Origin of the sequence: Mycobacterium branderi, assembly GCF_010728725.1 — a bacterium.
GTDB lineage: Bacteria > Actinomycetota > Actinomycetes > Mycobacteriales > Mycobacteriaceae > Mycobacterium > Mycobacterium branderi.
In genome coordinates this window covers 772298-796083 of sequence record NZ_AP022606.1, presented here as the reverse complement: position 1 = coordinate 796083, position 23786 = coordinate 772298, and the positions used below count along the sequence as shown (strand labels likewise).

The following is a 23786-nucleotide window of genomic DNA, read 5'->3' as shown; positions in this document are numbered from 1 at the left end:
CCAGTCAGTGCGCCCAGCTATCAAGGTCGGCCTGTCGACGGCCTCGGTCTACCCGATGAGGACCGAGGCCGCCTTCGAGTATGCGGCCAAGCTCGGCTACGACGGCGTCGAGCTGATGGTGTGGGGCGAGTCGGTCAGCCAGGACATCGCCGCCGTCCAGAAGCTCTCCCGGCGCTACCGGATGCCGGTGCTGTCGGTACACGCGCCGTGCCTGCTGATCTCGCAGCGAGTGTGGGGATCCAACCCGATACCGAAGCTGGAACGCAGCGTGCGGGCCGCCGAAAAGCTCGGCGCCCAAACCGTCGTCGTGCATCCGCCGTTCCGCTGGCAGCGCCGTTACGCCGAGGGGTTCTCCGAACAGGTTGCCGCACTGGAGGAGTCGAGCGACGTGCTCGTGGCGGTGGAGAACATGTTCCCGTTCAGGGCGGACCGATTCTTCCGGCAGTCGATGGAGCGGATGCGCAGGCGGGGCGGCGGGCCCGGCCCGGCGATCTCCGCGTTCTCGCCGTCCTACGATCCGCTGGACGGCAACCACGCGCACTACACGCTGGACCTGTCGCACACCGCGACCGCGGGCAGCGACGCGCTCGACATGGCCCAGCGGATGGGCTCGGGCCTGGTGCACCTGCATCTGTGCGACGGCAGCGGGCTGCCGGCCGACGAACATCTGATGCCCGGCCGGGGCACCCAGCCGGTCGTGGAGGTGTGCCAGATGCTGGCCGGTAGCGACTTCGCCGGCCACGTCGTCCTGGAGGTGTCGACGTCGCGCGCGCGTTCCGCCCATGAGCGCGAGGCGATGCTGGCGGAGTCGCTGCAATTCGCCCGAAAGCATCTGCTGCGATGAGCATCCCGTTATTCACCGAGGCGATGACGCTGCGCCAGACCGGGCCTGGTGCTTTCGAAGGCGAGCTGAACAAGCACTGGACGATCGGGCCCAAGGTGCACGGCGGGGCGATGCTGGCGTTGTGCGCCAACGCCGCCCGCACCGCCCACGGCGACGGCGTCCAGCCGGTCGCGGTGTCGGGCAGCTACCTGTGGGCACCCGATCCCGGGCCGATGCAGCTGACGACCTCAATCCGCAAGCGCGGCAGACGAATCAGCGTGGTCGACGTGGAGCTCAACCAGGGCCAGCGGACCGCCGTGCACGCCGTCGTCACCCTCGGCGAACCCGAACACCATGTGCCGCCGCTACTTTCGGCCAACCCGGTGACCGAGCTGATGACGCCCGAACCGCCGCCCGGAATCGCGCCGATCGGTCCCGGCCATCCGATGGCCGGGCTGGTGCACCTGGCCGAGGGCTGCGACGTGCGGCCAGTGGTCTCCACGCTCGAGCCCACCGACGGGCGGCCACCGCTGATCCAGATGTGGGTACGGCCGCGTGGGGTGGCGCCCGACGTCCTGTTCGCGCTGATGTGCGGTGACGTGTCCGCGCCGGTGAGCTTCGCCGTCGGCCGCACCGGCTGGGCGCCCACCGTGCAGCTCACCGCCTACCTGCGCGGCCTGCCCGCCGACGGATGGCTGCGCGTGCTGTGCACTTGCGTGCAGATCGGCCAGGACTGGTTCGACGAGGACCACACCGTCGTCGACTGCGAGGGCCGCATCGTGGTGCAATCGCGTCAGCTGGCGATGGTCCCCGCTCTTCGCTGATCCAGAGGTCTGCCATGCTGTGCGGCATGGCCAGAATCGCGATCATCGGCGGCGGCAGCATGGGCGAAGCCTTGCTTTCGGGCCTGCTGCGGTCCGGGCGGCAGGTCAAGGACCTGGTGGTGGCCGAACGGCTGCCTGAGCGTGCCCGCTACCTGTCCGAAACGTATTCGGTGCTGGTGACGTCGATGGTCGACGCGGCGGAGAACGCGACGTTCGTCATCCTCGCGGTCAAACCCTCCGACGTCGAGGCGGCTGTCACCGAGATCGCCCACGCGGCCGCCCAGGCCGACGGCGACAGCCCCGAGCAGGTGTTCATCACCGTCGCCGCCGGGGTCACGACCGGATACCTGGAATCGAAACTGCCGGCCGGGACGCCGGTGGTCCGGGTGATGCCCAACGCACCGGCGCTGGTCGGTGCCGGGGTCAGCGCGATAGCCAAGGGCCGCTTCGTCACACCGGAACAGCTCAAGGAGGTGGCCGCGCTGTTCGACTCCGTCGGCGGCGTGCTCACCGTCCCGGAGGCGCAGATGGACGCGGTGACGGCGGTGTCCGGTTCCGGGCCGGCGTATTTCTTCCTGATGGTCGAGGCACTGATCGACGCTGGCGTCGGGGTGGGCCTGAGCCGTCAGGTGGCGACCGAACTGGTCGCCCAGACGATGGCAGGGTCGGCGGCGATGCTGCTGGAGCGGATGGAGCAGGACCGGGCGCCCGCCGGCGGCGGCGCGGCCGACCTCGGCGTGGACACGACGGCCGCCGGGCTGCGGGCCACGGTCACCTCGCCGGGCGGCACTACCGCTGCTGCGCTGCGGGAACTCGAGCGTGGGGGTTTGCGCAGCGCTGTCGACGACGCGGTCCGGGCCGCGAAAACCCGTTCTGAGCAGCTACGAATCACATCAGAGTAATTCATAAATTTTCCCTGAATTCCCCCCACCCGTCGCAGTAACCCCACTAGTACCGCTATTCTCCTGTGTGTATGCACGTGTGGGTGCCAGCGGAGGGGAAGCCGCTGGGACTGCGCGTGCCTGACTGATTGGGTTGCGATGACGTCTATGAACGGGCCATCAGCACGAGATTCAGCTGGCGGAAAATCGGCGCGGGACAGCGGTTCCCCCGACGGCCAGCAGCCCAGGACACAATTTCTGACCGTGGCCGAAGTGGCGGCGCTGATGCGGGTCAGCAAGATGACGGTCTACCGGCTGGTTCACAACGGTGAACTGCCCGCGGTCCGCGTCGGGCGGTCTTTCCGGGTGCATGCCAAGGCCGTGCACGACATGCTGGAGAGCTCCTACTTCGACGCCGGGTAGCCCGCTCGGTGTTTCGAGCGTGCGCTCGGGGATGAGCGCGTGGGCGTGTCGTCGCCCCGAGCGCGCGGTCGGCGCTTTTCCGTTGCGTGCGGTTGCCCAGGTAGAGTGTGCGGGTTGTTGCACGGCCATAGGGATAGCGGGGTTATGGGCTCAGTAATCAAGAAGCGGCGCAAGAGGATGTCGAAGAAGAAGCACCGCAAGCTGCTTCGCCGCACCCGGGTGCAGCGCAGGAAACTCGGAAAGTAAGTCTCGACCGGCCGTCTGAGCGCTTGGCCGATAGGCTGTCGGAGTGGATTCGTCGGGCGCTACTAGCGACACCGTGCACTACCCCAAAGTCGTATTGGTGACTGGGGCGTGCCGGTTTCTGGGCGGCTACCTGACGGCCCGGCTGGCGCAGAACCCGTTGATCAACCGGGTCATCGCCGTGGATGCCATTGCGCCCAGCAAGGACATGCTGCGGCGGATGGGCCGCGCCGAATTCGTCCGCGCCGACATCCGCAACCCCTTTATCGCCAAGGTGATTCGAAACGGCGACGTCGACACCGTCGTGCATGCGGCCGCGGCGTCGTTTGCGCCGCGATCCGGCGGCGGTGCGGCGTTGAAGGAAATCAACGTGATGGGCGCGATGCAGTTGTTCGCGGCCTGCCAGAAGGCGCCGTCGGTGCGCCGCGTGGTGTTGAAGTCGACGTCGGAGGTCTACGGGTCCAGCCCGCACGACCCGGTGATGTTCACCGAGGACAGCAGCAGCCGCCGGCCCTTCCGCGAAGGTTTCCCCAAGGACAGCCTCGACATCGAGGGCTATGTGCGCGGGCTGGGCCGCCGGCGGCCCGACATCTCGGTGACGATTCTGCGGTTGGCCAACATGATCGGGCCCGCGATGGACACCACGCTGTCGCGGTATCTGGCCGGCCCGCTGGTCCCCACCGTCGTCGGACGGGACGCTCGCCTGCAGTTACTGCACGAGCAGGACGCGCTCGGCGCGCTGGAGCGCGCCGCGATGGCCGGCAAGCCGGGCACCTTCAACATCGGTGCCGACGGGATCATCATGCTGTCGCAGGCGATCCGGCGGGCGGGCCGAATTCCGCTGCCGGTACCCGGATTCGGGCTCTGGATTCTCGATTCGCTGAGACGTGCTAATCGCTATACCGAAATCAACCGCGAGCAACTCGACTACCTCAGTTACGGCCGCGTAATGGACACAACACGGATGCGTGTCCAACTCGGCTACCAACCCAAATGGACTACGGCCGAAGCCTTTGATGACTACGTACGTGGTCGAGGTTTGACTCCCATTATCAAACCGGAGTTGGTAGTCTCCTTGGAGGGTCGGGCCGTGGCAGCAGCGCAGCGCTTTGGCAACTGGAACCCAATTCCATCGGTTTGGGGGAAGTAAATATCGTGGCGGGTGAGCCGAAGGCGAAAGTCATTCCGCTGCACACGAATCCGAGTCGTGCAGCCGCGCAGCGGCGGGCGGGTCAACGGACGCAGGAGTCGCGTCGGCACCCGTCGCTGTTGTCGGATCCCGGCGGGCGGGCATCAGCCGAGCAGATCGCCGCCGTCGTCCGCGAGATCGACCAGCATCGTCGCGTCGCCGGCGCCAAACCCGAAACCGAAACGCCCGGCAGCGACCTCGCGCAGCGGGTCGGTGCGGTCGCCGAATTCATCCGTCAACGCATCACCGGCGACTACAGCGTCGACGAGTTCGGGTTCGACCCACACTTCAACGACGCCATCGTGCGGCCTTTGCTGAGATTCTTCTTCAAGTCGTGGTTCCGGGTCGAGGTCAGCGGTATCGAGAACCTGCCGGACACCGGCGCGGCATTGGTCGTGGCCAACCACGCCGGGGTGCTGCCGTTCGACGGGCTGATGGCCTCGGTGGCCGTGCACGACGAGCACCCCGCGCATCGCGACTTGCGGCTGCTGGCCGCCGACATGGTGTTCGACCTGCCGGTGATCGGCGAAACCGCCCGCAAGGCCGGCCACACCATGGCGTGCACCACCGACGCACACCGGCTGCTGGCGTCCGGCGAGCTCACCGCCGTGTTCCCGGAGGGCTACAAGGGCCTGGGCAAGAAGTTCAAGGACCGCTACAAGCTGCAGCGGTTCGGCCGCGGCGGGTTCGTGTCGGCGGCACTGCGCACCAAGGCGCCGATCGTGCCGTGCTCGATCGTCGGCTCCGAGGAGATCTACCCGATGGTGGCCGACGTCAAGCTGCTGGCGCGGCTGTTCGGTCTGCCGTACTTCCCGGTCACCCCGCTGTTTCCGTTGGCCGGCCCGGCGGGCATGGTGCCGCTGCCGTCGAAGTGGCACATTGCTTTTGGCGAGCCGATTTCTACCGCCGACTACGACGTTGCCGACGCCGACGATCCGATGGTCACCTTCGAGCTGACCGATCAGGTCCGCGAGACCATCCAGCAGACGCTGTACCGGTTGCTGGCCGGCCGGCGCAACGTGTTCTTCGGCTGAGTTTTCGCGTCTGCCGGCCGCACTACGGCTTGACCAAGGTGAACTGGCAGACGTCGGTGTAGCCGTCGCGAAACAGCTCGGCGCAGCCGGTCAGGTATTTCATGTAACGGTCGTAGACCTCCTGCGACTGGATCGCGATGGCCTCGTCCTTGCGGGATTCCAGATTCTTGGCCCAGATGTGCAGCGTGCGGGCGTAGTGCAGCCGCAGCGGCTGCCTCTTGGTGAGCGTGAAGCCCGCCCTGGCCGCGTGCTCCTCGACCGCCGACGCCTGCGGCAGATCGCCGCCGGGGAAGATCTCGTCCATGATGAACTTGAAGAACCGCAGGAGACGCATCGTGAGCGGCAGCCCGCGCTCGGCGAAGTCCTCGTCGCTGGGCTTGACGATGGTGTGCAGCATCATCACCCCACCCGGCGGCAGCACTCGGTAGGCCATTGCGAAAAAGTCGTCGTAGCGGCTGCGGCCGAAATGCTCGAACGCACCGATTGACACGATGCGGTCCACCGGCTCGTCGAACTGCTCCCAGCCCTGCAGCCGCACCTCTTTGGAACGCGGGCTGTCCATCGCGGCGAAGGACTTCTGCACATGGGCGGCCTGGTTTTTGGACAGCGTCAAGCCGATGACGTTCACGTCGTACTTCTCGATCGCGCGCCGCAGCGTCGCGCCCCAGCCGCAGCCGATATCGAGCAGCGTCATGCCGGGCTCCAGATCGAGCTTGCCCAGCGACAGGTCGATCTTGGCGAGTTGCGCCTCTTCCAGAGTCATGTCGTCGCGCTCGAAGTATGCGCAGCTGTAGGTCTGTGACGGGTCGAGGAACAGCCGGTAGAAGTCGTCGGACAGGTCGTAATGCGACTGGACGTCCTCGAAGTGCGGCGTGAGATTGTTGCTCACTGGTCTTGGCCCCCTGATTGGTTGGCGGCAACTACCTTGTCCCCGCCTCGAATGGATGCGATCGCCGCGATCGTCGCCTCCGCGTCGGCGTCGGGATGCGTTGACTCCCCGAGCATGGTCACGATGCTGGTGATCACGGGGTTGCCGTCGGCGTCGGTGACCTCGCTGCGGATCTCGGCGATCACGGTGCTGTGGGACTCAATGACCGAGTCCAGGTAGGTGTCGAAGAAGAGCCGGTCACCGGCCAGGATCGGCCGGTGGTAGATGAACTTCTGGTCGCGGTGCAGCACGCGGGCGAGGTTGATCGGGATGTCGAACTTGGTGAAGACGTCCAGTTGCACGCGCCGCCCGGCGACCGCCAGAAATGTCAGCGACGCCACCAGCGCCGGGTAGCCGGCCTCGGCGGCGGCAGCTTCGTCGAAGTGCATCGGGTGGTCGTCCTTGACCGACCGCGCGAACTCGCGGATCTTTTCACGACCGACGTCGAAGTAGTCCGGGAACCTGTAGTGCGTCCCGATGAGGTCTTGGGCGCCTTCGGGCACTGACATGCGCTGCTCTCCACTCGTATGGGTGCTCAGCGGCGCAGCTTATCAGCGGAATTGCCGTCGGGCGCTATCCGCGCCCCTCGCGCGTTACCCGCGCTCGTGGCGACGCGACACGGGGCCTGATGCGGTCGGTGCGCCCCTCGCGCGTTACCCGCGCTCGTGGCGACGCGACACGGCCGCCGCCAGGGCCCCGCCCGCCGCGCCCAGCGCCAGCGCGGACGGCACCCCGATACGGGCGGCCTTGCGCGCGGTCCGGAAGTCGCGGATCTCCCACCCACGCTCGCGGGCCAGGGCGCGCAGCCGGGCGTCGGGGTTGATCGCGACCGCGGTGCCGACCAGCGACAGCATCGGCACGTCGTTGTAGCTGTCCGAATAGGCGGTGCAGCGCCGCAGGTTCAGCCCCTCCCGGATCGCCAGCGACCGCACCGCGTGGGCCTTGCCGGTGCCGTGCAGGAGGTCGCCGACCAGCCGGCCGGTGAACACCCCGTCGACCGACTGGGCCACAGTGCCGAGTGCGCCGGTCAGGCCGAGTCGGTGCGCGATGGTCACCGCCAGCTCGTAGGGCGTAGCGGTGACCAGCCACACCTGCTGGCCCGCGTCGAGGTGCATCTGCGCCAGCTCACGCGTGCCCGGCCAGATCTTGTCGGCGATGATCTCGTCGTAAATCTCCTCGCCCAGCGCTATCAGCTCGGCCGTCGAGCGGCCTTCGATGAACGCCAGCGCCTTGCGCCGGCCCGCTGCGACGTCGTTGCTGTTCTCGCGGCCGATGAGCTGAAACTTGGTCTGCGCGTAAATGAACCCGAGCACGTCGCGGTAGGTGAAGTATTTGCGGGCCGCCAGGCCTCGGCCGAAATGCACCAGCGACGAACCCTGCACCAAAGTGTTGTCCACGTCGAAGAACGCCGCCGCTGTCAGGTCGACCGGAGGCTGCTCGGGGCCGGGCGCGTCATCCTCGTGCAGGCCGTCGAGCGCGCGTTCGGCGCTGGCGTTGGACGCCAGCGCCTGAAGGTCGAAGCGACCGGGCTGCTCATGGCCCGAGTCGGCAAAAGCCATCACGCCACAACACTATCCGGCAACTGCTGCACACTGGGGTCGTGGACCGCCCGCAGGTGCAGCTGCTGACCCGTGACGGATGCAGCATCTGTGAGCGCGCTTACTCTCAACTGGCCGCGCTGGCCGCCGAATTGGGGTTCGACCTGTCGGCCACCGACGTCGACGCCGCCGCGGCCGCCGGGAATCCCGCGCTGCGGGCGGAATTCGGCGACCGGCTGCCGGTGGTGCTGCTCGACGGCCGCGAGCACAGCTACTGGGAGGTCGACGAGGAGCGCCTGCGTGCCGATCTTGCCGCGCGGTGAAATTTGGTAGCCCACCAGCCGAACGACTACCGTGGATGTCAGTTCGTTCACTGGTGAAAGCAAGGGAGCAGGCCAGGTGATTAAGCCGTGAGCGTCCTGCTCTTCGGGGTATCACACCGCAGCGCGCCGGTTTCCGTTCTGGAGCAGCTGTCCACCGACGAGTCCGACCAGATCAAAATCATCGACCGGGTTTTGCAGTCGCCGCTGGTCACCGAGGCCATGGTGCTGTCCACCTGCAACCGGGTCGAGGTCTACGCCGTGGTCGACGCCTTCCACGGCGGCCTGTCGGTCATCGGGCAGGTGCTCTCCGAGCATTCCGGAATGTCGCTGGGCGACCTGACCAAATACGCCTACGTGCGCTACAGCGAGGCCGCCGTCGAGCATCTGTTCGCGGTGGCCAGCGGCCTGGATTCAGCAGTGCTCGGCGAACGGCAGGTGCTGGGCCAGGTGCGCCGCGCCTATGCGACCGCCGAGGCCAATCGCACCGTCGGGCGGGTGCTGCACGAGCTGGCTCAGCGCGCGCTGGCGGTGGGCAAGCGGGTGCACAGCGAAACGGCGATCGACGCCGCCGGCGCATCGGTGGTGTCGGTGGCGCTCGGCATGGCCGACAGCAAGCTGGTCGGGCTCAACGGCAAGACCGCCGCGGTGATCGGCGCCGGGGCGATGGGCGCGCTGGCCGCGGCGCATCTGACCCGCGCCGGCGTCGAGCATGTCCACGTCGTCAACCGGTCGCTGCCGCGGGCGCAGCGGCTGGCCCGCAAGGTCCGTGAAGCCGGTGCCCAAGCCGAAGCCTGGGCTCTCGACCGGCTCCCGGCGGCACTGGCCGACGCCGACGTCGTCGTCAGCTGCACCGGTGCGGTGCGCCCGGTCGTGTCGCTGGCCGACGTGCACCACGCCCTGGCCGCCGCCCGCCGCGACGAAACCACCCAGCCGCTGGTGATCTGCGACCTGGGCATGCCGCGCGACGTCGACCCCGCGGTGGCCGGCCTGCCCGGTGTCTGGGTCGTCGACATGGACCGCATCCAGCGGGAGCCGTCGGCGCGGGCCGCAGCCGCCGACGCCGAAGCCGCCCGCCACATCGTCGCCGCCGAGGTCGCCACGTACCTGGCCGGTCAGCGGATGGCCGAGGTGACCCCGACGGTGACCGCGCTGCGCCAGCGCGCCGCCGACGTCGTCGAAGCGGAGTTGCTGCGGTTGGAGAACCGGCTGCCCGGACTGGACACCGACCAGCGCGACGAGGTGGCCCGCACCGTGCGCCGCGTGGTGGACAAGCTCCTGCACGCCCCCACCGTGCGGATCAAGCAATTGGCGAGCGCGCCCGGCGGCGACAGCTACGCCGAGGCGCTGCGCGAGCTGTTCGAACTCGACCAGACGGCTGTTGACGCCGTCGCAACCGCAGGCGAATTGCCTACGGTCACAACCGATTCGGGCGAGTAGCCGCTTGGCCGACGTGATCCGGATTGGCACGCGGGGCAGCCTGTTGGCCACCACCCAGGCCGGCGCTATAAGGGACGCCCTGGCGGCCAATGGCCATCCCGCCGAGCTGGTCACGATCAGCACCGAGGGGGACCGGTCGACCGATCCGATTGCCAGCATCGGCGTCGGGGTGTTCACCGCGGCGTTGCGGGAGGCCATCCTGGAGGGCAAGGTCGACGCCGCGGTGCACTCGCACAAAGATTTGCCGACGGCCGACGATCCGCGGTTCACCGTGGCGGCGATACCGCCCCGCGAAGACCCGCGAGACGCGGTGGTGGCCCGCGACGGGCTGGTGCTGGCGGAGTTGCCGACGGGCTCGGTGGTCGGCACTTCGTCGCCCCGGCGGGCCGCACAGCTTAGAGCACTGGGTCTCGGTTTGGAAATCCGCCCCCTAAGAGGCAACCTAGATACCAGGTTGAACAGGGTAAGCAGCGGTGATCTCGACGCGATCGTGGTGGCCAGGGCGGGCTTGGCCCGGCTGGGCCGGCTCGACGCCGTCACCGAGACGCTGGAGCCGGTCCAGATGTTGCCGGCACCGGCTCAGGGGGCGCTGGCCGTCGAGTGCCGCGCCGGGGACACCGGCCTGGCGGCACTGTTGGCGGAGCTCGACGACGCCGACACCCGCGCGGCCGTCACCGCCGAGCGTGCCCTGCTCGCCGAACTGGAGGCAGGTTGCTCCGCGCCGGTGGGCGCGATCGCCGAGGTGGTCGAGTCCATCGATGAGGACGACTCACATGTCTTCGAGGAGCTGTCGCTACGCAGCTGCGTGGCGGCGCTGGACGGATCCGACGTGATCCGCGCATCCGGCATCGGCAGTCCGGATCGGGCACGGGAGCTGGGGCTCTCGGTGGCCGAGGAGCTGTTCGCGCTGGGCGCACGGGAACTCATGTCGGGAGCGCGGTGAAATCCCGCGCGAGGAGGGATGACAGATGACGACGCGAGGGCGTAAGCCGAAGCCGGGCCGCATCACGTTCGTGGGCTCAGGTCCTGGGGACCCGGGTCTGCTGACGACGCGGGCCGCGACGGCGCTGGCCAACGCCGCCCTGGTGTTCACCGACCCTGACGTGCCCGAGGCCGTGCTGGCGCTGATCGGCAAGGACCTGCCGCCGGTGTCCGGTCCGGCGCCCGCCGAGCCGGGCCCCGACACGCCCGAGGGTGCCGCCGACGACCCCGCCGCCGCGGTGGTGTCCGTCGGACCCGACATCCGGCCCGCCCTCGGCGATCCGGCCGAGGTGGCGAAAACGCTTGTGGCCGAAGCTCGTTCGGGCCACGACGTGGTGCGGCTGGTGGCCGGTGACCCGCTGTCGGTCGACGCGGTCATCACCGAGGTGAGCGCGGTGGCGCGCAGCCACCTGCACTTCGAGATCGTGCCCGGGCTGGCGCCGACCTCTGCGGTGCCGGCGTATGCCGGATTGCCGCTGGGCTCGTCGCACACCGTGGCCGACGTGCGCGGTGATGTGGACTGGGCGGCGCTGGCCGCCGCACCGGGCCCGCTGATCCTGCAGGCCACCGCATCTCACGTGGCCGACGCGGCGCGCACGCTGATCGAATACGGGCTGACCGAGACCACGCCGTGCGTGGTGACCGGCTCGGGCACCACGTGCGCGCAGCGTTCGGTGGAGTCGACGCTGGGCACGCTGACCGACGGCGCGCCGCTGGGCGCCACCGATCCCGCCGGCCCGCTGACCGGCGCCGTGGTGGTGACAATCGGCAAGACCGTGGCCAACCGAGCCAAGCTGAACTGGTGGGAGAGCCGCGCCCTGTACGGCTGGACCGTACTGGTGCCGCGCACCAAGGACCAGGCCGGCGAGATGAGCGAACGGCTGACCGCGCACGGCGCGCTGCCGATCGAGGTGCCGACCATCGCCGTCGAGCCGCCGCGCAGCCCCGCGCAGATGGAGCGCGCGGTCAAGGGTTTGGTCGACGGCCGCTACCAGTGGGTGGTGTTCACCTCCACCAACGCAGTGCGTGCGGTGTGGGAGAAGTTCGGCGAGTTCGGTCTCGACGCGCGCGCGTTCTCCGGCGTGAAGATTGCCTGCGTCGGCGAGGCGACGGCCGATCGGGTTCGCGCGTTCGGGATCAGCCCCGAGCTGGTGCCGTCCGGTGAGCAGTCCTCACTGGGGTTGCTGGACGAATTCCCGCCTTACGACAGCGTTTTCGACCCTGTCAACCGAGTCCTGTTGCCGCGGGCCGACATTGCCACCGAGACGCTGGCCGAGGGGCTGCGCGAAAGAGGTTGGGAGATCGAGGACGTCACCGCCTACCGGACCGTGCGGGCCGCCCCGCCGCCGGCGGAAACGCGGGAGATGATCAAGACCGGCGGGTTCGACGCGGTGTGCTTCACGTCGAGCTCGACGGTGCGCAACCTGGTCGGCATCGCCGGCAAGCCGCACGCGCGCACGATCGTCGCCTGCATCGGGCCCAAGACCGCGGAGACCGCAGCCGAATTCGGCCTGCGCGTCGACGTGCAGCCCGAGGTTGCCGCGGTGGGTCCGCTGATCGAGGCGCTGGCCGAGCACGCCGCCCGGCTGCGGGCCGAAGGTGCGCTGCCGCCGCCGCGCAAGAAGAGCCGCAGGCGTTAGATGGCGGGCGTAACGCCGAGCGTGCGTGTTTGTACGGCGACACGCCGTTACGCCTGGCATTGTGCGCACGCTCGCGGCGGCCAGTGAGCATGGCTGGCTACCCCCGGCAGCGTCCCCGTCGGCTCCGCTCCACCCCGGTGATGCGTCGGCTGGTGGCGCAAACATCGCTGGAGCCAAGGCATTTGGTGTTGCCGATGTTCGTCGCCGACGGCATCGACGAACCGCGCCCGATCACGTCGATGCCCGGCGTGGTGCAGCACACTCGCGACTCGTTGCGCACCGCCGCTGCGGCGGCGGTGGCCGCCGGGGTGGGCGGGCTGATGCTGTTCGGCGTGCCCCGCGACGAGGACAAGGACGCCGCCGGGTCGGTCGGCTCTGACCCGGACGGCATCCTCAACGTCGCGCTGCGGGATCTGGCGAAGGATCTCGGTGAGGCGACCGTGTTGATGGCCGACACCTGCCTGGATGAGTTCACCGACCACGGGCACTGCGGCGTGCTCGACGAACGCGGCCGGGTCGACAACGACGCTACACTGACTCGTTATGTGGAACTTGCTGTGGCGCAAGCAGATTCAGGAGCCCAGGTGGTAGGGCCGAGCGGCATGATGGATGGCCAGGTCGGCGCGATCCGTGACGGCCTGGATGCCGCCGGTCACACCGACGTGGTGATCCTGGCGTATGCCGCCAAGTTCGCGTCGGCGTTCTACGGGCCGTTCCGCGAGGCGGTGAGCTCCAGCCTGTCCGGTGACCGTCGCACCTATCAGCAGGAGCCCGGCAACGCCCGCGAGGCCCTGCGCGAGGTGCAGCTGGATCTCGACGAGGGCGCCGACATCGTGATGGTCAAACCCGCGATGGGCTACCTCGATGTCATCTCAGCGGCGGCGTCCATGTCGCCGGTGCCAGTGGCGGCCTACCAGGTATCGGGCGAGTACGCGATGATCTCGGCCGCCGCGGCAAACGGCTGGATCGATCGCCGCTCCGCCGTGCTGGAGTCGCTGACCGGGATCCGCCGCGCCGGCGCCGACATCGTGTTGAGCTACTGGGCCGCCGAGGCGGCGGGCTGGCTGTCGTGAGCGGACCGCCGAGCTGGCCGGGTTCGCCGCCGGGCCCGCCAGGTCCGCCGGGGCCGCCGGAACCCCCGCAGTCGCAGGAGCCGCAGACCCGGCCGGTGGACGTCGACACCGGGTTCTGGCTGTGGCTGGCGGCGGTGCCGCTGATGGTGACCGGCTACGTGGTGGACCTGGTCGCATCCCGGCACGGTCACGGCTCGCCGCTCGTCTACGCGGCGTCCGGGCTGTTCGCGGCGGTGGTGTGCGCGATCGTGGTGACGTTTCTGATCCTGATGCGGGCCGGGTATCGCTGGGCCCGGACGGTGTTGACCGGCGGCGGCATCGCCGCGGTCGTCTACGTGGGCACCCGGTTGTTCAGCGTGGACTGGCCGCCGCTGGCCGCGGTGATCTGTGCGGTCACCGGGATCGTCGGCTGCGTGCTGATCGCCGGCGGCATGTTCTTGCTGCACCGCAGCGACGCCCACACCTACTTCACCAGGTGATCGCCGCTAGCTTGATGACGGCGACCCACTGCGCCCGGCTCCGCCGCGCTTGTGATCGCCGTTAGGCTTTCCTTCAGTGACCACAGACACCGACACCAAGCAGACCCCGTTGTTCCGTGAGCCCGGGGCCAGCTGGTACTGGGTGCTGACCGGCCCGCTCGCGGCGGGCGCCATGCTGCTGATCGAGCATTCCAGCGGCTACGGCTGGCAGCCGCTGGTACCGGGCGTGTTTCTGGTGCTGGTCTCCGGCTTCGTGGGGTTGCAGGTGAAGGCGGCACGCATCCACACGTCGGTTGAGCTGACCCCGCAAACGCTGCGTCAGGGCACCGAGACCATCAACGTCGCCGAGATCGTGCGGGTCTTCCCGGAGGCCGGGCATCCGCAGGCCTCCGAACAGGAATCGGCGCGGTGGCAGTCGTCGCGCGCGCTCGGCGAGCTGGTCGGGGTGCCGAAGGGCCGGGTGGGCATCGGGTTGCGGCTCACCCACGGCCGCACCGCGCAGGCCTGGGCGCGACGGCACAAGTCGCTGCGGGCGGCGCTGACCCCACTGGTCGAGGAGCGGGTTGGCGTCGACGACGACGAGGACGGTCGCGCCGGTGAGCCCCGCTAGCAAGGCGGTCGTCGAGCTCGCGCTGGCCTGCGCCGCGGCGCTCGGTTGCGCGGCGGCGTGGTCGCAGGTGCGCTCCACCGTGTCGGTCGCGCCCGTGCTCGACGGCCAGCCGGTCACCACGTCGGTGGTCTACGACCCGCCGCTGCTGCTGCTGACGCTGCTGCTGGCGACGGCGGCCGGCGTCCTGGCGGTGGTCGGCTTGGCCAACCTGCGACGGGCCGCAACCAGCCGAGCATGACGACCACCGATCTCGAACTGCGTGGCATGAACTGCGCGTCGTGCGCCGCGCGGGTCGAGCGTGTCCTCAACCAGCTCGACGGAGTGCACGCGACGGTGAACTTCGCGGTCGAACGCGCCCACGTCGAGCACGGACCCACGGTGTCGGCGCGTGACCTGATCAGCGCCGTCGAGTCGGCCGGCTACCAGGCCTCGCTGAGCCGCGATCCCGCCCTCGACGACGCGCCCGAGGCTGCGCTGCCGGCGCGGTTGATCGGCTCTGCGGCGCTGGCGATTCCGGTCGTCGCGCTGTCGATGGTGCCGGCATGGCAGTTCAGCGGCTGGCAGTGGCTGGTCCTGGCGCTGACGACGCCGATCGTCGCCTGGGGCGGTTATCCGTTCCACCGGGCCGCACTGGCCGGCGCCCGGCACGGCGCGTCGACGATGGACACCCTGGTGTCGCTGGGCACCCTGGCCGCCTACCTGTGGTCGGCGATCGCGGTCATCACCGGCAGTGGCCACCTGTACTTCGAGGTCGCCGCGGCCGTGACGGTGTTCCTGCTGGCCGGCCGGTACGCCGAGTCGCGGGCCAAACACTCGGCCGGCGCGGCGCTGCGGACGCTGCTGACCCTGGGCGCCAAGGACGCCGCCGTGCTGCGCGACGGCGCCGAGGTGCGGGTCCCGATGGCCGAGTTGCACGTCGGCGACGTGTTCGTGGTCCGGCCCGGCGAGCGGGTCGCCACCGACGGCGTCGTCGTCGAGGGGGCCTCCGCGCTGGACACCTCGGCGCTGACCGGCGAGCCGGTGCCCGTCGACGTCGGCCCGGGCGACGACGTGCTAGGCGGCGCTGTGAACACCTACGGCCGCGTGCTGGTCCGCGCCGTGAAGGTCGGCGCCGACACGCAGCTGGCCCGGATGGCCAGGCTGGTGGCCGACGCACAAAACGGCAAGGCAGCCATCCAGCGGCTCGCCGACCGGGTGTCGGCGGTGTTCGTGCCCGCCGTGCTGGCGATCGCCGCGGCGACGCTGGCCGGCTGGCTGCTGGCCGGGCAGCCCGCCGCCGCGGCGTTCACTGCGGCCGTGGCAGTGCTGGTCATCGCCTGCCCGTGTGCGCTGGGCCTGGCCACCCCGACCGCCATCCTGGTCGGCACCGGACGCGGCGCGCAGCTGGGCATCCTGATCAAAGACCCGCAGGTGCTGGAGGCCGTGCACGGCATCGACACCGTCGTGCTGGACAAGACCGGAACCGTGACCACCGGGGTAATGACCGTCGACGCGGTCGAGCCCGCGGCGGGGGAGGACGCCGACACGGTGCTGGCCCGCGCCGCCGCGGTCGAATCGGCATCCGAGCATCCGGTCGCCGCGGCGATCGTGGCCGCCGTCGCAGACGTGGCACCGGTCGCCAACTTCGTCAACGATCCCGGCACGGGAGTCAGCGGCGACGTCGACGGCGTGACGGTCAGCGTGGTCAAAGCCGGGCAGTCCGACGGGCGCACCAGCGTCGACGTCATCTGGGACGATCGGGTGCGCGGCGTCATCCGGCTGGTCGACGCCGTCAAACCGACCAGCGCACAAGCCATTTCGCAACTGCGGGACATGGGTATCCGACCGGTGCTGCTCACGGGCGACAACGCCGCCGTCGCGCTGCGGGTCGCCGCCGAAGTCGGCATCGACCCGGCCGACGTGATCGCCGAAGTGTTACCGACCGACAAGGCTGACGCCGTCAAAAGCCTGCAGGCGCAAGGACTTCGGGTGGCGATGGTCGGCGACGGCGTCAACGACTCGGTCGCGCTGGCCACCGCCGACATCGGTATGGCCATGGGCACCGGCACCGACGCCGCGATCGAGGCCGGCGACCTGACGCTGGTGCGCGGTGACCTGCGCACGGTGCCGACGGCGCTACAGCTGTCGGCGCGCACGCTGAGCACGATCCGGGCCAACTTGTTCTGGGCGTTCGGCTACAACGTGGCGGCCATCCCGCTGGCGGCGCTGGGCCTGCTCAACCCGATGATCGCCGGCGCGGCGATGGCCTGCTCGTCGGTGTTGGTGGTGGCAAACAGCCTGCGGCTCAAGCGATTCGGACGCTAAGCCTGGCTTAGGAGTCCAGCCAGGCCAGCTCGTCCGGCAGGTGCTGGCGCCAGAAGTCCGCGTCGTGCCCGCCCGGGTAGAACCCGCCGGCCGGCGGCGTTGGTAACTCGTTGACGAATTGCCGTGTCGCAACATAGAAGCCGTCGCCCGTGCCGCAATCGACACGCAGCGGGATCCCCGCCAGCTGCGGCACCAGGTCCATCGCCGAGTTCTTGCGCCAGTCGTCGAGGCTGTCGAAGGCGTCATGCGGCGCACCCCAATACGTCATGTACAGCGCCGGGCTGATCGCGCAGATCGCCGCGGTGCGCGCCGGTCCCAGGCGAGAGCCCAACAGCAGGGCGCCGTAACCGCCCATCGACCAGCCCATGAAGGCCACCCGCGACGTGTCGATGTTCTTGGTGGCCAGCATCGGGATCAGCTCGTTCAACACCATCGCACCGGAATCCTGGCCGTTGGCCCGCCGGCGCCAGAAGGCATTGCCGCCGTCGACGGCCACCACCGCGAACGGTGGCCGGCCGGATGCGGTCAGCCGCGCCAGCGCGTCTGGCACGCCGAGGCTCATCACGCCGGCGGCGTCGCTGTCCATCCCGTGCAGGGCGATCACCGGTCGCAGGACGCCGGTCTGGCCCGGCGGCCGGGCGATGATCCAGCGGGTCTCGACGCCGCCGCGGGCCGCGGAGACGAACGAGCCCGACTCGCGGGTGGGCAGTGGGGTAGCCGCCGATGCCGGGCCGGGGTCAGGCGACGCGTGGGGTGTTGGCGGATCGAGCAGGGCGCCCAGCGCCGACAACCCGGCTGTACCTAGACCCACCGCCCCGGCGATACCCAGATGCAGTGCGTCGCGGCGGGTCAGCGATTTCACCAGCGCATCATGCCAAGCAGACGACCGCGGCAGGTCTCGCCGCGTCACCTATCCGACAACAGCCTGGTAACGGCTCAGTCCTCGATGCCGTGGGTTTCCAGGAAGTCGTCGGGCAGCGGGGCGGTCAACCGGCCGACCAGCGCGTAATAGAACAGCTGGGTGCCTTCCATGGAAAGCCGGTGCCGGTATAGCTCGAGATGGTAGATGTCGAGGTATTTCGAGAAAATCAGCGCCCGCACTAATCGGGAAAAGCCGGTCTGCTCGTCGGCATCCAGAAATGACTGCTTGATATTGAAAGCCAGCCAGCCGCGGGACTGGATAAGCCGTAATGCATTGAAAAACGCACGGGGCGGAATATCGCCGAATCCCAGCGCCGCGACACAGGTCAGGCAATCGAAATTCCACTCCGACAGTTCGTCGCGCAGACCCGGGTCGAGATCACCCAGGTCCGCGACGTAGTAGGCGTCGTACACGGTGGGCCGATCGCGGTAGGCGGCATCACGTGCCTCCGGGACGATGTCGACACCAACCAGCCGAGCGATGCCTTCCTGCTTGAGCTCGTCGCCCATCATGCCGTTGCCGGCGCCCAGATCCAGCACCCGCAATTCGGTGAGCGGCTCGCGGGCGGTGTGCAAGGCCCGCTCCAGCAATTCCATCACCTTGCCGGGCGAATTGCACCGAAGCCGGCCGTAGAAGAGCTCCTCGTAGAGGCCCGGACGTTTGTAAATCTCCGCGTAGTCGTGAAAGCGTAATCGCCGTGGCTTGCCATCTTCGATCAGTTTGAACAAGACTTCATCTTGAGCAAGTCGTTCGGAATTCGCCGGAGGAAACTGAATTCGATAGATTTGCGAAGGCATCGCGCAATTTTAACACTCGTCGTAATCGTTTCGTTATTCGGGGGCGGCCGACTGGCGAGCCCGGGGTTGGTACAAAGTTCAAAATGTGTAACACTGTGCCACATGACTGAGCTGTCCGAGACACCCGTGGACGTCGACGCGTTGCCGCTGGGCCCCGACTCGCTGGTATGGCGCTACTTCGGCGACAACCGCATGTTTCTGATCGGTCCGCGGCCGGCGGTGCTGCAGAACATGCTCGCCGAGCTGGGGCAGGGCGTCCTGGACCACTCGGTGTTCTTCTCCGACACCGCCGCCCGCGTCAAGCGCTCGCTGCCGCCGATTTTCATGACTGTCTATGGCGCCGACGACGACCATCCGGGCCAGCAGGTGCGCGACTTCCACCACGAGATCAAAGGGGTTATGCCCCCCGGGCAAGGAAAAGCGCAGCGCTACCACGCACTCGATCCGGAGACCTACTACTGGGCGCACGCCACGTTCGTCGAGCAGGTGCTCTACTTCGCCGACACGTTCGTCAAACGCCTCACCCGCGCCGAGAAGGAGCAGATATACCTCGAGTCGAAGACGTGGTATCGCCGCTACGGAGTCAGCGACCGGGCGATGCCCGCCGACTACGCGGAGTTCGAAAAGTACTGGAACGACATGCTCGACAACGTCGTCGTGGCGCACAAGACCGCCAAATACGGCGTCGGCTACGTCACCAAGGGCTTCCCCTGCCCCAAAGGGGTGCCGCCGCTGCTGTGGCGGCTGGTGTCGCCGGTGTTCAATCCGGTCGCGGCGTTCCTGACGACGGGCGGTCTGCCGCCGCAGGCCCGCGCCCTGCTGAACCTGCCGTGGAGCGAGCATCAGGAGCGTCGCTACCAGCGCTTCGCCGCGGTGTGGCGCTCTCGGCCGGTCAACTGGGTGTGGGATCATCTGCCGATGCGGTTGCGCTACAACAGGTTTGCCCGTGCCGGCTACGCCAGGGCCTGATCCCGCCACCCGCGCCATCCTCGACGCCGCCGTCGTCGAGTTCGAGCGGCATGGCTTCCGGCGGGTCGCGCTCGACGATGTCGCCCGCCGCGCCCGGGTCAGCCGCACCACGATCTATCGCCGCTTCGCCAATCGTGACGAGTTGGTCGCCGCCGTAATCGACCGAGAGAACGCCGCGCTGTTCGCAGACATCGCCGAAGAGCTGAAAAGCCGCCGCCCGCAATCGAATTACTACGTCGAGGCGTTCGCGCTGTCGATCATGCGGTTTCGCCAGCACCGGGTGCTGACCCGGATGCTCGCCGACGAGCCCGGCCTGATGCTCGAACTGGCGCAGCAGCATTGGGGTGCCGCGGTCGAGCGGATGGCCGCCGCGCTGCGGGTGATCTTCCCCGACGGGTTCGCCGAGCGCATCGGCGAAGCCGCGGTCGACGAGCTGGCCGAGACCATCCTGCACTACGCGGCGATGGTGCTGCTGCTGCCCAGCCGCCATCCGCTGGCCACCGCCGACGACCTCCGCGTCTTCGCCACCGAACACTTCCTGCCCAGCCTGCCGGCCGCGCTGCGCGCCGTGCCGGTGTAGACCCTTCCGGGACAAACCCAGCCGGTATCAGCGACACGCTCTCAACTACCACGCGTGGCTACCAGCGCGAGTTAGCTACTACATGGGTACTCCAACCCGTGCGCTCGGGCGCACACCCACATCCCGGAGGAGGAGAACACATGTCGTTCGTGACCACACACCCGGAAATGTTGATAGCGGCGGCCGACAACCTGGCCGGTATCGGGTCGGCCGTAACCGCCCAGAACGCGGCTGCGGCCGCTCCCACCGCGGTGGTCCCGGCCGCTGCCGATGAAGTATCGGCAGCGGTAGCGGCGCAATTCGCGGCACATGCCGCCAACTATCAGGCTGTCAGCGCCCAGGCGGCGGCGGTTCACGACACGTTCGTAGCCACGTTGGGCGCCAGCGCGGGTGCGTATGCAGCCACCGAATCCGCCAATGCGGTCGCTGCGGGCTGACGGGGTTGAGACATGCATTTCGCAGCGTTACCGCCCGAAATCAACTCGGCCAGAATATATTCCGGTCCCGGTTCAGGACCGATGCTGGCTGCCGCCGCAGCCTGGGGCGGGGTGGCCGCCGAACTGAATTCGGCGGCAACTTCTTACGAAGCGGCTGTCGTCGAGTTGACGGGTAGCTCGTGGCTGGGACCTGCGTCGGCATCGATGGCAGCCGCGGCCGCGACATACGTCTCATGGCTGCGTGCCACCGCGGAGCGGGCTGAGCTGTCGGCCAACCAGGCCAACGCGGCCGCGGCCGCATACGAGGCGGTGTTTGCCGCCACGGTGCCCCCACCGGTGATCGCGGCCAACCGCGCGCAACTGATGGCGCTGGTCGCGACCAACGTTCTGGGCCAGAACACCTCGGCGATCGCGGCCACCGAAGCCCTCTACGACGAGATGTGGGCACAGGATGCCGCCGCGATGTACGGCTACGCCGCCTCCTCGGCGGCCGCCTCGAGGTTGGCACCGTTCACCCCGCCGCTGCAGAGCAGCAATCCGGCCCCGTTGACCGGCCAGGCCGCCCCCGTCACCGCAGCTGCCGGCACGTCGGCGGTGGCGAATACGCAGGCGGCCGTGTCTCAGCTGACCTCGGTGGCGCCCGCCGCCGTGCAGCCTTTGCAGGTCCTGCCACCGGGGGTCGGTGACCTCGCAACCGTGGTGACCCTTGTGGAGGGCCTGGCCCTCACCCCCGGTTTCGGGGCAGTGTCGGTTGCCGGCGCGGTCCTGTCGGGCGGGGCATGGTATTCGGCATCGCTTGATTCTCAAGAAATCCTCGCCGAGCAAGACGAACTGTCCGCGGAGCACCGCGAAATACTGAACGCGATAGGCCAGCCGCGAACGACGGTGGCGGGCTCGGGTAGTGCTGCGCCGGTGTCGGGAGCCATGGGCCGGGCCGTCCCGGTCGGCAGGTTGTCGGTGCCGGCGAGCTGGGCGGCGGCCGCCCCGGAGATACGTACCGTCGGCTATGCGTTGTCGTCCACCAGCGCCGCTGCCGCGCCGGTGGCACTGACGGGTACCGCGGGAACCGCGTTCAGCGAGATGGCCCTCGCCGGCATGGGCGGGAGCGCACTGGCCGGTGCGGTCGGCTCGGGCCGCGCGGAGCGTGTCGGGGTGGCTGCAGGTCGACGCGCGGCGTCGCCGCAGACGTCACCGGCCAGTCCGGTGACGGCTATCGCCAGCCAGTTGCGCGAATTCGCCGCACTCCACGACGAGGGAATCCTGACCGACGAGGAATTCAGCGAGCAAAAGCGGCGCGTGCTGGGCGCGGCTGCTGCGATGAACGAACGCCCCCAAGCACTTCCGTGATTATGTGAGCAGTGGACGTGCCTGGCCGAGGATGGCGCGTGGGCGGGAAAGCCTGCGCGCCGCGCCGGTGTGAGCGCCGACGGGTGCTAGCGTCCGCTCATGCTGCTGAGGCAGGAGGCGCGCATGAGCACGACCACGAAGCTGCGCCAGGGCCTGTCGCAACGGCAGCTCAACATGATCGCGATCGGCGGGGTGATCGGCGCGGGGTTGTTCGTCGGCTCCGGCGTCGTTATCGGCGAGACCGGACCCGCAGCGTTCCTCACTTACGCGCTGTGCGGGCTGCTGATCGTCTTGGTGATGCGGATGCTGGGGGAGATGGCCGCTGCCAACCCGGCGACCGGATCGTTCGCCGACTACGCTCGCGACGCCCTCGGCGACTGGGCGGGGTTCTCGGTGGGCTGGCTGTACTGGTACTTCTGGGTGATCGTCGTCGGCTTCGAGGCGGTGGCCGGCGGCCGGGTGATCACCTACTGGTTTCACGCGCCGCTGTGGGTGCTGTCGCTGATCCTGATGGTGACGATGACAGCGACCAACCTGTTCTCGGTGTCGTCGTTCGGCGAGTTCGAATTCTGGTTCGCCGGAATCAAAGTCGCGACGATCATGGTCTTCCTCGCCGTCGGGTCGCTGTTCGTGGTCGGGCTGTGGCCGCGCCACGGTGCGGGTTTCGGCAACCTCGTTTCGCACGGCGGGTTCTTCCCGCACGGCATCGCGACCGTGTTCGGCGCGGTCGCGGTCGTCATCTCGGCGATGGTCGGCGCCGAGGTTGCCACGATCGCCGCCGCCGAAACCGACAACCCCGAACGCGCGGTACGCCGGGCCACCAAGTCGGTGGTCGCCCGCATCCTGGTCTTCTACGTCGGATCGGTGTTCCTGCTCGCGGTGATCGTACCGTGGAACTCAACCGAACTCGGCACCTCGCCCTACGTCGCCGCGCTGAAGACGATGGGAATCCCCGGAGCCGGTCACATCATGAACGCGGTGGTGCTCACCGCGGTGCTGTCCTGTCTGAACTCCGGGCTCTACACCGCGTCGCGAATGTTGTTCGTGCTGGCCGCACGTCACGAAGCACCGGTCCAATTCGTCAAGGTCAGCCGCCGCGGAGTGCCCTACAACGCGATCCTCGGCGCGTCGGTGGTGGGCTTTTTGTGTGTGGTGATGGCGTGGATCGCGCCGGGCAGCGTGTTCGTCTTCCTGCTGAAGTCCTCGGGCGCCATTGTGCTGTTCGTCTATCTCTTGATCGCGTTGTCCCAGATCGTGCTGCGCCGGAGAACACCGCCGGAGCGGCTGCGGGTAAAGATGTGGGGCTTTCCGGCGCTGTCGATTCTGACGCTGGCCGGAATCGTCGCCGTGCTCGTGCAGATGGTGTTCGAGCATGAGGCGCGCACCCAGCTGTTCCTGAGCCTGTTGTCCTGGGCGGTGGTGCTGGCGCTGTACTTCGTGCCCCGATGGATGCGCGGCCCGGCCGAACCCGGTGGCGAAACACCGCCGACCGGCAAGGCGACGCGGGTGTTGGTACTGGCCAACAAAAACGTCTCGGGCAGTGAGCTTTTCGACGTGCTGCGCCGCGTCGACGCCAAGGCGCGAGCGGACTACTTCGTCTGCGTGCCGGCCAGCCCGGTCGACACTGGACAAGCCGAAAACACCGGCCCGGTCTACGTTTTCGACGCGACCCTGCAGGCCGCACAACAGCGGCTGGATGCCATCCTGTCCGCGATGCGCGACATGGGCTTGCACGCCGAGGGCGAACTCGGCGACTACCGGCCACTGCGGGCGCTGGCCCACGCGGTGCGCAATTTCCGGCCCGATCAGCTGGTGATCGCCGAAGGCCGGTCCTCCTGGCTGCGTCTCGGCCTCGTCGACAAGGCCCGCTCGACGTACCCGATCCCGGTTACCCACGTGGTGTCGCGCCAGCTTGCCGGTGTGGTTCGGCGTTGATTCTGCGTGTACCACGGAGTGTTCTCGCACTTTGTCGGGGTAGACGCAGAATCAACCGCCGGCTGAGCA

26 protein-coding genes are annotated in these 23786 nt (G+C 68.6%); 21 read left to right on the top strand and 5 right to left on the bottom strand.

Annotated features, from left to right (window positions below; all coding sequences use genetic code 11):
* The first annotated feature begins 7 nt into the window (after positions 1-7).
* From G6N47_RS04310 to G6N47_RS04280, 7 genes are all read left to right on the top strand, one after another.
* The gene (locus G6N47_RS04310) at positions 8-844 is read left to right on the top strand and encodes a sugar phosphate isomerase/epimerase family protein (protein ID WP_083130332.1); all 837 of its coding nucleotides are present in this window, start codon (positions 8-10) and stop codon (positions 842-844) included.
* On the top strand, positions 841-1647 hold the full coding sequence (locus G6N47_RS04305; RefSeq protein WP_083130331.1) for a thioesterase family protein: 807 nt from the start codon (positions 841-843) through the stop codon (positions 1645-1647). Before G6N47_RS04310 ends, G6N47_RS04305 begins: the two co-directional genes overlap by 4 nt.
* A 26-nt stretch (positions 1648-1673) precedes the next feature.
* On the top strand, positions 1674-2549 hold the full coding sequence (gene proC / locus G6N47_RS04300; RefSeq protein ID WP_179966361.1) for a pyrroline-5-carboxylate reductase: 876 nt from the start codon (positions 1674-1676) through the stop codon (positions 2547-2549).
* A 138-nt stretch (positions 2550-2687) separates the two neighbouring features.
* Positions 2688-2951, top strand: a complete 264-nt coding sequence (locus tag G6N47_RS04295; protein WP_045383791.1) for a helix-turn-helix domain-containing protein — start codon at positions 2688-2690, stop codon at positions 2949-2951.
* 144 nt (positions 2952-3095) lie between these two features.
* The gene (locus G6N47_RS04290) at positions 3096-3197 is read left to right on the top strand and encodes a 30S ribosomal protein bS22 (protein ID WP_003402602.1); all 102 of its coding nucleotides are present in this window, start codon (positions 3096-3098) and stop codon (positions 3195-3197) included.
* Between the two features lie 43 nt (positions 3198-3240).
* Positions 3241-4344, top strand: a complete 1104-nt coding sequence (locus G6N47_RS04285; protein ID WP_083130329.1) for an SDR family oxidoreductase — start codon at positions 3241-3243, stop codon at positions 4342-4344.
* A 5-nt stretch (positions 4345-4349) separates the two neighbouring features.
* On the top strand, positions 4350-5417 hold the full coding sequence (locus G6N47_RS04280; protein WP_083130328.1) for a lysophospholipid acyltransferase family protein: 1068 nt from the start codon (positions 4350-4352) through the stop codon (positions 5415-5417).
* A 22-nt stretch (positions 5418-5439) separates the two neighbouring features.
* Here the strand turns inward: G6N47_RS04280 and G6N47_RS04275 are convergent, their stop codons facing one another.
* From G6N47_RS04275 to G6N47_RS04265, 3 genes are all read right to left on the bottom strand, one after another.
* The gene (locus tag G6N47_RS04275) at positions 5440-6306 is read right to left on the bottom strand and encodes a cyclopropane mycolic acid synthase family methyltransferase (RefSeq protein WP_169717236.1); all 867 of its coding nucleotides are present in this window, start codon (positions 6304-6306) and stop codon (positions 5440-5442) included.
* Positions 6303-6854, bottom strand: a complete 552-nt coding sequence (locus G6N47_RS04270; protein WP_083130326.1) for an FAS1-like dehydratase domain-containing protein — start codon at positions 6852-6854, stop codon at positions 6303-6305. The genes G6N47_RS04275 and G6N47_RS04270 overlap by 4 nt, the downstream gene beginning before the upstream one ends.
* Before the next feature lie 144 nt (positions 6855-6998).
* The gene (locus tag G6N47_RS04265) at positions 6999-7904 is read right to left on the bottom strand and encodes an HAD family hydrolase (protein ID WP_083130325.1); all 906 of its coding nucleotides are present in this window, start codon (positions 7902-7904) and stop codon (positions 6999-7001) included.
* 56 nt (positions 7905-7960) lie between these two features.
* Here G6N47_RS04265 and G6N47_RS04260 point away from each other — a divergent pair, with 56 nt between their 5' ends.
* The 9 genes from G6N47_RS04260 to G6N47_RS04220 all read left to right on the top strand — a co-directional run bounded on the left by G6N47_RS04260 (position 7961) and on the right by G6N47_RS04220 (position 16730).
* Positions 7961-8206 (top strand): glutaredoxin family protein, encoded by a 246-nt coding sequence (locus G6N47_RS04260; protein WP_083130538.1) that lies wholly within the window; start codon positions 7961-7963, stop codon positions 8204-8206.
* A gap of 87 nt (positions 8207-8293) precedes the next feature.
* Positions 8294-9643, top strand: coding sequence for a glutamyl-tRNA reductase (locus G6N47_RS04255; RefSeq protein WP_083130324.1), 1350 nt, complete (start codon positions 8294-8296; stop codon positions 9641-9643).
* A gap of 13 nt (positions 9644-9656) precedes the next feature.
* Positions 9657-10586, top strand: coding sequence for a hydroxymethylbilane synthase (gene hemC / locus G6N47_RS04250; protein WP_083130537.1), 930 nt, complete (start codon positions 9657-9659; stop codon positions 10584-10586).
* A gap of 25 nt (positions 10587-10611) precedes the next feature.
* The gene (locus tag G6N47_RS04245; RefSeq protein ID WP_083130323.1) at positions 10612-12264 is read left to right on the top strand and encodes a bifunctional uroporphyrinogen-III C-methyltransferase/uroporphyrinogen-III synthase; all 1653 of its coding nucleotides are present in this window, start codon (positions 10612-10614) and stop codon (positions 12262-12264) included.
* A gap of 83 nt (positions 12265-12347) precedes the next feature.
* The gene (gene hemB, locus G6N47_RS04240; RefSeq protein WP_139799344.1) at positions 12348-13337 is read left to right on the top strand and encodes a porphobilinogen synthase; all 990 of its coding nucleotides are present in this window, start codon (positions 12348-12350) and stop codon (positions 13335-13337) included.
* Positions 13334-13816 (top strand): hypothetical protein, encoded by a 483-nt coding sequence (locus tag G6N47_RS04235; RefSeq protein WP_372517499.1) that lies wholly within the window; start codon positions 13334-13336, stop codon positions 13814-13816. Before hemB ends, G6N47_RS04235 begins: the two co-directional genes overlap by 4 nt.
* Before the next feature lie 76 nt (positions 13817-13892).
* Complete coding sequence (locus tag G6N47_RS04230; RefSeq protein WP_139799343.1) at positions 13893-14426, top strand: DUF3093 domain-containing protein; 534 nt, start codon at positions 13893-13895, stop codon at positions 14424-14426.
* The gene (locus G6N47_RS04225; RefSeq protein WP_083130321.1) at positions 14413-14664 is read left to right on the top strand and encodes a hypothetical protein; all 252 of its coding nucleotides are present in this window, start codon (positions 14413-14415) and stop codon (positions 14662-14664) included. The genes G6N47_RS04230 and G6N47_RS04225 overlap by 14 nt, the downstream gene beginning before the upstream one ends.
* Positions 14661-16730 (top strand): heavy metal translocating P-type ATPase, encoded by a 2070-nt coding sequence (locus G6N47_RS04220; protein WP_083130320.1) that lies wholly within the window; start codon positions 14661-14663, stop codon positions 16728-16730. The genes G6N47_RS04225 and G6N47_RS04220 overlap by 4 nt, the downstream gene beginning before the upstream one ends.
* Positions 16731-16737: 7 nt before the next feature.
* Here the strand turns inward: G6N47_RS04220 and G6N47_RS04215 are convergent, their stop codons facing one another.
* Both G6N47_RS04215 and G6N47_RS04210 read right to left on the bottom strand, forming a co-directional pair.
* Positions 16738-17592, bottom strand: a complete 855-nt coding sequence (locus tag G6N47_RS04215; RefSeq protein WP_083130319.1) for an alpha/beta hydrolase — start codon at positions 17590-17592, stop codon at positions 16738-16740.
* A 74-nt stretch (positions 17593-17666) separates the two neighbouring features.
* A complete protein-coding gene (locus G6N47_RS04210) occupies positions 17667-18449 on the bottom strand; it encodes a class I SAM-dependent DNA methyltransferase (RefSeq protein WP_083130318.1) in 783 nt (260 codons plus the stop codon).
* Between the two features lie 102 nt (positions 18450-18551).
* On the opposite strand from G6N47_RS04210, the gene G6N47_RS04205 reads away from it, so the two are divergent.
* From G6N47_RS04205 to G6N47_RS04185, 5 genes are all read left to right on the top strand, one after another.
* Entirely contained in the window at positions 18552-19418 is an 867-nt protein-coding gene (locus tag G6N47_RS04205; RefSeq protein WP_083130317.1) for an oxygenase MpaB family protein, read from the top strand.
* Positions 19396-19998, top strand: a complete 603-nt coding sequence (locus G6N47_RS04200) for a TetR/AcrR family transcriptional regulator (RefSeq protein WP_083130316.1) — start codon at positions 19396-19398, stop codon at positions 19996-19998. Before G6N47_RS04205 ends, G6N47_RS04200 begins: the two co-directional genes overlap by 23 nt.
* 140 nt (positions 19999-20138) lie before the next feature.
* A complete protein-coding gene (locus G6N47_RS04195; RefSeq protein WP_083130315.1) occupies positions 20139-20435 on the top strand; it encodes a PE family protein in 297 nt (98 codons plus the stop codon).
* Between the two features lie 12 nt (positions 20436-20447).
* Positions 20448-21782 carry a PPE family protein, SVP subgroup gene (locus G6N47_RS04190; protein WP_083130314.1) on the top strand — a complete coding sequence of 445 codons (1335 nt, stop codon included), beginning with the start codon at positions 20448-20450 and terminating at the stop codon, positions 21780-21782.
* A 123-nt stretch (positions 21783-21905) separates the two neighbouring features.
* A complete protein-coding gene (locus tag G6N47_RS04185; protein WP_083130534.1) occupies positions 21906-23717 on the top strand; it encodes an amino acid permease in 1812 nt (603 codons plus the stop codon).
* The last annotated feature ends 69 nt before the right edge of the window (positions 23718-23786 follow it).

Excerpts from the sequence above, each read along its gene's own strand:
- G6N47_RS04220 (WP_083130320.1), top strand. The coding sequence starts at position 14,661 with ATGACGACCACCGATCTCGAACTGCGTGGCATGAACTGCGCGTCGTGC.
- G6N47_RS04210 (WP_083130318.1), bottom strand. The coding sequence starts at position 18,449 with ATGCCTTCGCAAATCTATCGAATTCAGTTTCCTCCGGCGAATTCCGAA.
- G6N47_RS04295 (WP_045383791.1), top strand. The coding sequence starts at position 2,688 with ATGACGTCTATGAACGGGCCATCAGCACGAGATTCAGCTGGCGGAAAA.
- proC (WP_179966361.1), top strand. The coding sequence starts at position 1,674 with ATGGCCAGAATCGCGATCATCGGCGGCGGCAGCATGGGCGAAGCCTTG.
- G6N47_RS04270 (WP_083130326.1), bottom strand. The coding sequence starts at position 6,854 with ATGTCAGTGCCCGAAGGCGCCCAAGACCTCATCGGGACGCACTACAGG.
- G6N47_RS04265 (WP_083130325.1), bottom strand. The coding sequence starts at position 7,904 with ATGGCTTTTGCCGACTCGGGCCATGAGCAGCCCGGTCGCTTCGACCTT.
- G6N47_RS04245 (WP_083130323.1), top strand. The coding sequence starts at position 10,612 with ATGACGACGCGAGGGCGTAAGCCGAAGCCGGGCCGCATCACGTTCGTG.
- G6N47_RS04185 (WP_083130534.1), top strand. The coding sequence starts at position 21,906 with ATGAGCACGACCACGAAGCTGCGCCAGGGCCTGTCGCAACGGCAGCTC.
- G6N47_RS04195 (WP_083130315.1), top strand. The coding sequence starts at position 20,139 with ATGTCGTTCGTGACCACACACCCGGAAATGTTGATAGCGGCGGCCGAC.
- G6N47_RS04305 (WP_083130331.1), top strand. The coding sequence starts at position 841 with ATGAGCATCCCGTTATTCACCGAGGCGATGACGCTGCGCCAGACCGGG.
- G6N47_RS04205 (WP_083130317.1), top strand. The coding sequence starts at position 18,552 with ATGACTGAGCTGTCCGAGACACCCGTGGACGTCGACGCGTTGCCGCTG.
- G6N47_RS04190 (WP_083130314.1), top strand. The coding sequence starts at position 20,448 with ATGCATTTCGCAGCGTTACCGCCCGAAATCAACTCGGCCAGAATATAT.
- G6N47_RS04290 (WP_003402602.1), top strand. The coding sequence starts at position 3,096 with ATGGGCTCAGTAATCAAGAAGCGGCGCAAGAGGATGTCGAAGAAGAAG.